This is a genomic window from Synechococcus sp. W55.2, assembly GCF_047461635.1.
Lineage (GTDB): Bacteria > Cyanobacteriota > Cyanobacteriia > Thermostichales > Thermostichaceae > Thermostichus.
On the sequence record NZ_JANSHM010000088.1, the window covers coordinates 1 to 9,661 of the forward strand.

Annotated in this window: 11 protein-coding genes and 1 pseudogene; 6 read left to right on the forward strand and 6 right to left on the reverse strand. The window is 57.0% G+C overall.

Annotation, left to right across the window (positions count from 1 at the left end):
- The first annotated feature begins 84 nt into the window (after nucleotides 1-84).
- Entirely contained in the window at nucleotides 85-348 is a 264-nt protein-coding gene (locus NW828_RS12970; RefSeq protein WP_414384293.1) for a ParB N-terminal domain-containing protein, read from the forward strand.
- Here NW828_RS12970 and NW828_RS12975 read toward each other — a convergent pair.
- The 4 genes from NW828_RS12975 to NW828_RS12990 all read right to left on the reverse strand — a co-directional run bounded on the left by NW828_RS12975 (nucleotide 334) and on the right by NW828_RS12990 (nucleotide 3,640).
- Nucleotides 334-1,023: a response regulator transcription factor gene (locus tag NW828_RS12975; protein ID WP_011432676.1), complete on the reverse strand. Its 690-nt coding sequence runs from the start codon at nucleotides 1,021-1,023 to the stop codon at nucleotides 334-336. The genes NW828_RS12970 and NW828_RS12975 overlap by 15 nt on opposite strands.
- A gap of 190 nt (nucleotides 1,024-1,213) precedes the next feature.
- A complete protein-coding gene (locus NW828_RS12980) occupies nucleotides 1,214-2,002 on the reverse strand; it encodes an ABC transporter permease (RefSeq protein ID WP_414384295.1) in 789 nt (262 codons plus the stop codon).
- Nucleotides 1,999-2,781: a uroporphyrinogen-III C-methyltransferase gene (cobA, locus tag NW828_RS12985; protein WP_011432673.1), complete on the reverse strand. Its 783-nt coding sequence runs from the start codon at nucleotides 2,779-2,781 to the stop codon at nucleotides 1,999-2,001. Before cobA ends, NW828_RS12980 begins: the two co-directional genes overlap by 4 nt.
- A gap of 64 nt (nucleotides 2,782-2,845) precedes the next feature.
- Nucleotides 2,846-3,640 (reverse strand): sirohydrochlorin chelatase, encoded by a 795-nt coding sequence (locus NW828_RS12990; protein WP_414384297.1) that lies wholly within the window; start codon nucleotides 3,638-3,640, stop codon nucleotides 2,846-2,848.
- A 142-nt stretch (nucleotides 3,641-3,782) separates the two neighbouring features.
- Here NW828_RS12990 and NW828_RS12995 point away from each other — a divergent pair, with 142 nt between their 5' ends.
- From NW828_RS12995 to NW828_RS13015, 5 genes and pseudogenes are all read left to right on the forward strand, one after another.
- Nucleotides 3,783-4,736, forward strand: a complete 954-nt coding sequence (locus tag NW828_RS12995) for an asparaginase (RefSeq protein WP_011432671.1) — start codon at nucleotides 3,783-3,785, stop codon at nucleotides 4,734-4,736.
- 574 nt (nucleotides 4,737-5,310) lie between these two features.
- Nucleotides 5,311-5,580: a hypothetical protein gene (locus NW828_RS13000; RefSeq protein ID WP_238376915.1), complete on the forward strand. Its 270-nt coding sequence runs from the start codon at nucleotides 5,311-5,313 to the stop codon at nucleotides 5,578-5,580.
- Nucleotides 5,577-6,527, forward strand: coding sequence for a hypothetical protein (locus NW828_RS13005; protein ID WP_414384299.1), 951 nt, complete (start codon nucleotides 5,577-5,579; stop codon nucleotides 6,525-6,527). The genes NW828_RS13000 and NW828_RS13005 overlap by 4 nt, the downstream gene beginning before the upstream one ends.
- Nucleotides 6,524-6,787: pseudogene (locus tag NW828_RS13010) on the forward strand (BREX system ATP-binding domain-containing protein); the annotation flags it as partial. The gene NW828_RS13005 and the pseudogene NW828_RS13010, both read left to right, overlap by 4 nt.
- Before the next feature lie 87 nt (nucleotides 6,788-6,874).
- Nucleotides 6,875-7,759, forward strand: coding sequence for a hypothetical protein (locus NW828_RS13015; RefSeq protein ID WP_414384302.1), 885 nt, complete (start codon nucleotides 6,875-6,877; stop codon nucleotides 7,757-7,759).
- A gap of 33 nt (nucleotides 7,760-7,792) precedes the next feature.
- On the opposite strand, the gene NW828_RS13020 is transcribed toward NW828_RS13015, so the two are convergent.
- Nucleotides 7,793-8,473 carry a DUF3318 domain-containing protein gene (locus NW828_RS13020; RefSeq protein WP_414384300.1) on the reverse strand — a complete coding sequence of 227 codons (681 nt, stop codon included), beginning with the start codon at nucleotides 8,471-8,473 and terminating at the stop codon, nucleotides 7,793-7,795.
- Nucleotides 8,474-8,797: 324 nt separating this feature from the next.
- Nucleotides 8,798-9,556: a hypothetical protein gene (locus NW828_RS13025; RefSeq protein WP_011432665.1), complete on the reverse strand. Its 759-nt coding sequence runs from the start codon at nucleotides 9,554-9,556 to the stop codon at nucleotides 8,798-8,800.
- Nucleotides 9,557-9,661: the final 105 nt, after the last annotated feature.

Here is a 9,661-nt window from a genome sequence, read left to right on the forward strand (position 1 = left end):
TTGGAAACAAACAGAATGCTATCGCTGCATAGTTGAACAGTGATGTTCAGCAGTGTTCAGCGTAAATGTATCAGAAAGTTCAACATGGCGCAGATTCGCGAGATTCCCCTTGCCCAAATTCGCCGCCCTTTGCCGCGGCAAACGGATCCGGATAAGGTTCGGGCGCTGATGGCTTCCATTGAAGCAGTCGGCCTACAGGAGCCCATTGAGGTTTTGGAAGTGGAAGGGGAGTATTATGGGTTCTCCGGCTGCCATCGCTACGAGGCATTTGTCCGCTTGGGCAAGGAGCGGATCCCCTGCCGGGTGCGAAAAGCGCCACGTGCTGTTTTGAGGCTACACCTGGCCTGAAAGGGATCCCTTCTGGCCCGGCTCCTCTTCGGCGGTGTAGCCCCGTTCGTAGGCAAAACGCACCAGTTGTGAGCGATTTTCCAGAGAGAGCTTGCTGAGGATGTTGGTCAGGTGAGTTTGCACAGTGCGCGGGCTGATGAACAGCTTCTCGCCGATTTGCTTGTTGGTGAAGCCGCGAATGACTTCCCGAAAGACCCGCTCCTCAGCAGGGGTCAGAGGCAATTCGGGTGGGGTGGGGCGGGGGTCCGCTTCCGGTTTTGGCTGGGACTGCTGTTGGATTAGCCGCAAAATTTCCGATTGGGTGCGGCGGGAGCGTTCAATCTGGGCCTCGATTTTGGCCACCAACTCCAGGGGTTCAAAGGGCTTGATGATGTAGTCATCCGCCCCCCGCTCGTAGCCCTGAACTCGGTCATCGATCTCTCCCCGCGAAGAGAGAAAAATGAAGGGGACGAGCTCGCCGCCGCGCTGTTGGCGCAGTTGTCGGCAAAACTCGAAGCCGTCCATTTCCGGCATCACCACATCTGAAACCACCACATCCGGCTGCTCTTGGGCAAACAGACGCAACCCTTCTACACCCGAAGCGCCTGTACAAACCCGATAGCCATGCTGAGTCAGGTGGCGGCTCAGCACCTTCAGGGAGAGGGGATCGTCATCTACGACCAGTACACGCTTCATGAGGACTCGAGGAGGCTGTTAGGGAAAAGGGTAAAGCGCTATTCACCTGTTATCTGTCGCTATTTTAGGGAGACGGACAGGATTCGTCATTTGGCTGGGGTGCCTTGACCCATAATAGTGGTTTCAAGGGTGGCCTGGTTGAAAGCTGAAGACTACGGTAGCTGTGAAATGAGGGACTGAACCTGGCCCTCTAAGCTCCCATTCCTGAGTACTGTTGCAAGCCTTTGCGCCACAACCAGCGATTGGCCAGCCAAAACAGGCCCGCCCAGGCCAGGCCCAGGCCAAAGCCGCGCAGAATATCCACCGGGATCCCTGCCCAGAGGCTGGCGGGAAAATGCACCAGGTAGGGGAAGGGTGTCCAGGCCAAGACCTGGCGCACGGGTGGTGGGAACACCTCCAGAGGAGCGATCACCCCCGAGAAAAACAAGTACACCAAAAAATGGAACTGCTCCAAGGCCGTCACCCGTTCCACCCAAAAGGCCAGCAGCGCCAGGGTGTACTGCATGAGAAAGCGCAGGGCAAAAGCCAGGAGAATGGCCAGGGATCCCAGCCCCACCTGTGCCCAAGAGGGGATCCAAAAGGCACGGGGGTAGAGGACGAAGAAAAGGGCGATTAAAACCAGGGTAAAGGGGAGACGGGCCAAGCGCTCCATCAGGTGGCTGGCCACATGGTGCCAAGCGGGATCCAGAGGCTGCAACAGGAGGGGAGATAATCTGCCTTCGACCACCTCTCGCTCAAAGTCCCAGATGACCCAGACGATGGTGAACTGGCGCACCAGGAACACCGCCAGAAAGTAGCGGATGAACTCCAGAGCAGACAGCGAGAAGTCTCCTGAGCGGGCTGCCTCGCTCCACACCCCCATCATGATCAGGGGCAGGGATCCGGCCAACACCCACAGGATCAGCTCGGCCCGGTACTCCAGCATGTAGGCGTAGTAGGCGGAGAAGAGGGCACCCAACTTGCGAAAGAAGGCGTTCATGGAGATTCCGGTTGCGCAAGCGCTGCGGAGCAATACGAGACTGGCGGACGCAAAGTGGGCAACAAGCTGGCCAGGCTGACCACCGCTCCCACCACAACAATTGAAGGCGGTGCTACGGGCGAGGGCTGCCCAGCCAGAGTCTGCAGGCGGAGCAGATGAATCTCTTGCTCAGGGGTGGTGCCCCAGCGGATCAGGGCAACCGGGGTATCGGGAGCTTTCCCTCCGGCCAACAATTCGGCGGCAATGTGGCTGAGGTTGTGCATGCCCATGTAGATCACCAGGGTTTCCACCGCCCCGGCCAAAGCCCGCCAATTGACCTGAGGGCGGTATTTCCCTGCCGCCTCATGTCCGGTAACAAAAGCAACTGAGGAGCTGAGGTCGCGATGGGTGAGAGGGATCCCGGCATAGGCGCTGGCGGCAATGCCCGCCGTAATTCCCGGCACCACCTCCACTGGGATCCCGGCCTGCACCAGAGCCAACATCTCCTCGCCGCCTCGCCCAAAGATGAAGGGATCCCCCCCTTTGAGCCGCACCACCACGGCTGCCGTCCGAGCTTTCTCCATCAGCAAGGCTGTGATCTGCTCCTGGGGCAAGGTGTGAGCGCCGCAGTGTTTGCCAGCATAGATCCGTTCTGCCGTCGGCGGGATCAGCTCCAGGATGGAGGATCCCACCAGAGCATCGTAGATGACCACATCCGCGTGGGCGAGTAGCGCCTTTCCCTTCACCGTCAGCAGCCCTGGATCCCCAGGCCCTGCCCCCACCAAATACACTTTGCCCATCTCAAGTCCTGGTCGCGTCATTGCTGTTGGAAATATCCATTTTGAGGGAACGGGAAAGATTCGGCTATTCCAGCGCCGGGCTAAAAGCCTGGAGTGTCTCCACAATGGCCTGCATCAGTTGAGGATCCCGCCAGAGGGGCGGCTCCACCTGGATTTGGAGCAGAGGCCATTCCCGCTGTAATCGCTGAGCCTGTTCTTGTAGGGCGCGCAGCAGACCGCCTGGAAAGAGAAAAAACGGCAGCACCCGCAGGCGGTATTGGCTGAGGCGTAAGCAATGGATCACAGCCGCCTCCAAAGTGGGGGACTGGGCAGCAAAAGCCACATGCAAGGGGATCTCGGGCAAGCGCCGTTGCACAGTTTGGATCCCGGCTTGGAGCTGGGCGGCAAACCCCGGCAGACGGCTGCCATGGCCAAGCACAATCCAGGCATCTGCCCGTTCGCCGGATTGCCTGAGCGTTGCAGAGCAAGAGGGCTGTGGAGCCAGAATGCGAGCCACCAACAGATCCAGGAGGGCCGGGTGCTGGCCAATGGGGGGTGTTAACCGGATGGGCAGGCGCGGCCAGCGAGCTTGAACCTGCTTCACCGCAGCCGGTAAATCCTCTTCCACATGGGATCCCTCGCCCATAAACAGCGACAGCAGCACCACTTGATCGGGAGATCGGCCTGCGCCCAGCCAAGCTGCCAGCCGTCCTTGAATCTGTTCGGCCAGGGTGAGAGGCTGACCTTCCAACTGGGCCAGCTCCACCGGCTGGGGAGCCAGCTGCTGCTGCACCCGGGCCAACAAATCTGCCAAAGCCTGCTGATAATCGGGATCCCGGCTGCCGTGACAGACCAAAAACACCAGGGGATTGGAGGACATGGCAGAGGTCAGGGATCCGAGCGGAAGGGTTCCATTTTGCTACTTTAGGGGATCCCGCCAACTTCTCGCGTAGGATCTGCGCGTATGATTTGAAGAGTACACACCCTCTTTCCCAGCTTCGTCAGCCCTTTCCCAGGTTTTCATGTCATTTGAGAATCGTTCCACCGCCCCTGAACTCTTAATCCATGTCTTGCGGGAGGGGTTGACCGAATCTATCCATCATTGCCAAGCTGTCGTGGCCGATAGCCGCGGGCGTTCTCTGGCCATGGCCGGCAACAGCACCACCCCTGTTTTTGCCCGTTCTGCCCTCAAACCTTTCCAAGCACTGGCCATGCTCTCCACCGGCATCCGCGAGCGCTACCGCCTCAGCGAGAAAGATATTGCCATCATGTGCGGATCCCATCAGGGCACCACGGCTCATGCGCGGCAGGTGTTCAGTATACTGTGGCGGGCCGATCTGTCTCCCGATTTGCTGGTCTGCCCCACCCCACCCGGCAAGCCCAGCCCCCTGTGCCACAACTGCTCCGGCAAACATGCTGGCATGCTCGTGGCCAGCCGCGCCCAAAACTGGACCTTGTCAGACTACGCCCAGCGGCAGCATCCGGTGCAAGCCCTGGTGCGGGCCAAGCTGGCGGATTTGCTGCAAATGCCCTCGGAAGAGTTTTTGTTTGCGCGGGATGACTGTGGGGTGCCCACCTACCAACTGCAACTGAATCACCTGGCCTCCCTATTCGCCCAACTGACTGCTGGCGAGCGGCCCGACTTGGAATCGGTAGCACGGGCCATGACCCATCACCCGGAGATGGTGGCTGGACAGGGGTGTTTCGACACGGAGTTGATGCGGGCTACTCAAGGGGATCTGGTGAGCAAATCGGGTGCTGAAGGGATCCAGTGCATTGGCCGGGTGGGGGAAGGCATGGGCCTGGCCATCAAGGTCCAGGATGGAGCCGCCCGGGCCAAGTATGCCCTGGCTTTGCACCTGCTGCAGCGTATGGGCTGGATTCAGCCTGCTGCTGCTGAAATGCTAGGGGAGCGCTTCCTCTCCATTGGCCCTTACACCCGCCTTGAGGTGGAAGGGGAACTGCGTATGCCTTGAAGAGCCGGAGGTGGGAAGGCCTTGCACCCAAACTCTTGGTGATGCTAGGTTTCTCGAAGAAAAGGCCCAAAAACTAATGATTGAAGCCCTCTTCAAGACTCTTGACGACGAGCTAGGCAAGCTATTTGCCCTGACTAAGAAAGCAAAGGAGACCGCAGGGAAAGCCCAAGTCGCTTGTAAAGGAGGGCAAGTTCCAGCCCTGAGCCGCCAGCTACAAGGCTGTAGCTCTGTCCTCAGCGAGGCTCTTTCCCAGGTGGAGACGGTAAGACAAGCCCTTGAACAAACCCAGCAGGTTTTGGAGAGAACTTCTCTTGAAGAACTTGCTAGCGAGGTAGGAGAACGAGTCGGCCAGCCTTGGCTGCCTACGGAAAGCCCCCATGTCTTTGTAGCTTTCCCCGCCTTAGTGCGCTTTTCCAGGGAGGGAGTGCGCATAGATCGCAAGCTTCTACGCTCTCAACGGCCCAGTGCCATTGCAGAGAAGATTCTCCGAGCAAGAATGACCAAAGGGAAAGAAACTAATCCAGAGGTAGTTCTTGAACGCATCTGGAAAGCGGCAAAAATTGCAGCGGGTTACTTGAGAAAGTCAAGCGCAGAGCTGCCTCGTTCTCTTCAAGTACCTGCTCGCGATGTCTTCGAGGTGCTCCACCTCAACAACCCAGACTACACCGAAGTGGAGTTTACGCGGCATCTTTACCTCTTGGATCGAAATGGCACCAACCATGTGGAGGGCTACCGCTTGATCTTCTCCGCGTCTACAGGCACGCGCTCGGGTCGCTACTACCGCATTCGAGACGAAGCTGGGGTGGAGCACGCCTACTATCTTTTGGAGTTTGAGAAGCTATGAGCGAAGAGGGCCAGGGTCGGCTAGAGCCTGATTTGTGGCTGCGCTGTCTGGAAGAAGACTACTTGCGTTCTTTTATCCCTGAAGGTGGTGCCACTGTCAAGCTGGCCGTTGTTCCGAAAGATTCCTACTCTTGGGTGCGGAAAGCGCTGCTGGAAAAGCTTAACCAGTATTCCTTTCATATTTTTGATTTGACAGAGGAGTGCTTAAAGCTGCATTCAGTCGAACAGCTTTGGTTTGCCCTTGCTCAGAGAGTAGATTGGGAGACTTTTGCCAAAGATCTGCGCTTCAACATTCTCCAAAAAATTGGATACCCTCCCAGGCTAGATCTGCAGGACTGCACTTTAGAGCAGTTGGCCGAATTCTATCAGATTGAAGCCCGTGAGATCAAACTAGAGTTTCAGCGGGAAATTAAGAGAGGTATTTTTCTGGATTACTCACTAGCCCTTGACTTTCGCAAAGCCATAGTCCGACTTGTCTACGAACCCCTTCAAAGCCCAGGCACTCTGGAAGGTCTATGCTCTGCAATTCAAGAGTGGCTTAAAGGTACGCTGAGCTCTATCAGCCGGGTGCGTGAAGCGGCTATTTTTCGAAAGATTGACAGGACAAATGCTCGAGAGATTCTACTTTCTTTCTTAAGACTATTTACACGACGATCCGGCTTAGTAGCAGTCCTTGTCAGCTTGCTTCACTACTACGAGCGGACCCCCAGTGGACGCCCTAACTTTACCAGTCGACAAATCCTTGAGCTCTACGAGACTTTGCGTGAGTTTATCGATGCGGAGAGTGAACTAGAAAAAACTGTGTTAATTTTCTTAGCTCCTCCAGAGTTTATTGAATCTGAGCGTCTGTCTTATCATAGATATCGAGCTTTGCAAACTCGAATTGAGAATGAGGTTTCTTCTCTTCAAAAGCCTAATCCATGCACAGCTATGGTGCAGCTTCTATGAATGTAGCGATTGCAGCTAGTCGGGCCATTGAAGCCCTACGAAATGGCGTTCCTAACCGGTTCGCAGTTGCAGAACTTGGCTCTTGGCAGTATCAGATTGAGGAGCGTTTTCAAGAGCTGTGCAAGGGTGCTAGTTCAGGCCCTGCAGGAATGCTGATAAAGGGGGATTTTGGGACAGGCAAGTCCCATCTTTTACTAACCCTGCAGGAGCGAGCAAGGAAGAATAATTTTGCCACCTCCCTAGTTGTCGTCTCCAAAGAGTTGCCCCTCGGTAACCCCAATCGCCTGATTCCCCGCCTCCTTGCCCAGGTCGAGCTCCCTGACATGGTTGAGCGTGGGATCCAAGGCATGGCAGCCCGGCTACAGTACTCCTCGCCTTCTTTCCAGAAGTTCCAGCTTTGGGTTAACCAGTGGCAGTTTGGGTCAGGCTGGTGGCCGGCCACCTTGGCTCTGTACCAAAGGTTAGGAGGCGATGACGAGAAGCTAGACGCCATTGTCCGCTTTTGGGCTGGTGAGCCCACTCTGAAGTCCTCAGAGGTAAGGCGAAGCCTACGGGATCACGGCTTGGCAGGTGCTTATCCCATTGGCAAGCTACCCCCTGCAGAAAGCCTACACTGGCAGCGCCTGGCCTTCTGTGCCCAGCTATGTCGGGCCATAGGGTTTGGGGGCTTGGTGGTTTTGGTGGATGAGATTGAGCTTATTGCCCAGTACAGTCTTCTTCAGCGGGTCAAGTCGTACCGCGTTCTTGGGCACTTGTTTGGTACAACAACCCTGCCTGAAGAAATAAAGAAAGCTCCGCTGGTTTTCGTAGGAGCAGTAACCCGCGATTTCGAGAGGGTCATTCTACAAGAAAAAGGAGATTGGGAGAAAGCACCTAAGATAGCTCTCCAGAAGCATATGTCTGAGGAAGTCGTAAAGGCCGGCATGGAGGCTATTAGCCAAGCTACCCCTCTCTGTTCCTGCTTAGAAGCCCGCGAGGCCATTCAATCCATGTGGCATAGGGTAGCGGATCTCTACCAGAAAGCTTATCCCGATTGGGTACGCCCATCGCTGCCACAGCTTCCTGAGCTCTACAGCACAACCACTGTGCGGTCAATTATTCGCCGCTGGATTACGGAGTGGGATGTGCGTCGGTATTACAGCCCCGATACAGAAATTGTGATTGTAGAAGATGAGGCGATCAAGTCTACCCCAACTGAGGAGCTTCCAGAGTTGGAAGAGGACGAAGAATAAGCCCAGTCAATCCCTAACTAGCTTTGAGAGGCCTCAGCGCTGGAAAGGGTTTTGGAAAGGATTCGGGCTGGAGCTCTGGCCTTTGTTGCGGTACTTAGGATTGATGGTCAAGGTGCCAGCTCCCAGGCCTCGCTGCGCCAAGAACTCCAGGTTGCGGCGGCGCATGGTGGTGTCGTAGTCGTTCTTGACGCGATCTTCGAGGATGGCCACCTGCTGCAGCGCGCTCAGCAAGATAGCAGCAGCTTGCTCGGAGGTGTAGCCATTCTGGGAGGCATAGCGCACGGCAAACTCGTCGGCTGCTACCTGGGCCTTCTGGCCCTTCTCCGCTTTGCGCAACAGAAACACCGCTGACGCGGCCAAGCCTGCTGCTAAGCCAACGCCGAGGTTATCTCCCATCTGCAGCTCTACCAAAATGCCCATGCTGCCGGCCCCGATCAAGGCGGGATACAGCAACAGCGCCGACCAGTTATCCCCCAAAGCCAGCTCTGTGGCCATCACCGCTTCTCGCAAGAAGTAGATCTTCTGCTGGTCAGGGCTCAGCTTCTGCCAACGGCTGAGGTCGATGGCAAAGCGAGAGTACTTTTGCCAGGGGAAGCGCCACAACGGCTGCACAACCCGAGACTGGTCAGGGGTGCCGATCTCGATCTGCACTTCAGGGCGGATCTCCACTGGGAGAAACTGGATCAGGCGGTCAAAGTCGGAAATGGTATACATGCTGGCACAGTGCGGCTAAGGGAGCGGCTGGAGAGGATTACCCATAGTAAAGGATTCTAGCCTTCCTTGCAGGCCAGCTCCAAGCAAGCTTTTTGCAATATGGCTGGCGGCAGAGGGACAAGCCTGAGCCTAGATGGAAAGGGGGTATGCCGCGTAACATACTCCCGACCCTGTAGCTAGCTTCCCGCAGGGTTGCTACGCATACAGCGCGGGGCTTCTCGGCGGTTTAGCTAAACCTGAGGTGAGCAATCTATTTGGCGGATTGCCCAAGGGACTGAATTTATCATCCCAGTCAAACCCTTGAGGACCAAGACAGCCGTTATCTTAGTTTGAAGAGGGATCCCTGCTGGGGTGTTTGAGATTGGTCAAATCGTTGAGGCGGCGCAGGATCCCCCATCCCTGTAGGGCCTCCAGCAGGGCTTCCCGCACAACCGCTACCGTCTCTTGGTCGAGGGCCAACCGCAGATAATCCACCGCCAGCCGGGTTTGCTCGGGATCCAGGTGGGACATTAAGCTCTGCAAGCGGCGAACGCCCGCCAGCCGTCGGAAGGGATCGGGAGAAGCAATGTCGCTGAGGTCGCGCTCCAATTGAGACCGTTGCCGCTCTTGTCGGCCCCTGAGCCACTCCCCAAACAGCAGCGACAACAAGGCTAGAGTGGCCAATCCCTGTAGAATGGCACCGGTGGCCAGCCAGCGTTGGGTGGATTCTGCCCAGATGGAGATGAGGGTGTAGGTGCCCAAGGTGGCGGCTGCTCCCGAGCCAATTGCCAGCAAAAGCCAGCGATCCGCCTGCCGAAACCAAGCTTGCCACTCCTGCCAGCGGCGGTTGAACTCAGGGCTGCGCACCCCCTGTAACCCCAACATCACCAAGGTGCCCACCCCCAGAGAGAGCGCCAGCCGCCCATTCCAGAAGGCCAGCCCTGCCAACGCCAAGGCCGACAGAGCCAAAACCCGCCACTGCGGCCCCGATAGGATCCACAGAGCAACTTGGGATCCCGTCTCCACTGCCCCACGCCCCACCCGCTGCAGATATTCTGGCCAGGATCCCTGGCCGGAAGAAGGGCGACCCGATTGATGCTTCACCGATGGCAACTCCCAAAACTCTGTCGCACGTAAACTACCCGACCCTGACTGCTTCGCAGTACGGGGCGGGCTTTCGGTAGCCCTGCAGTTGGCAAGCCAACCACG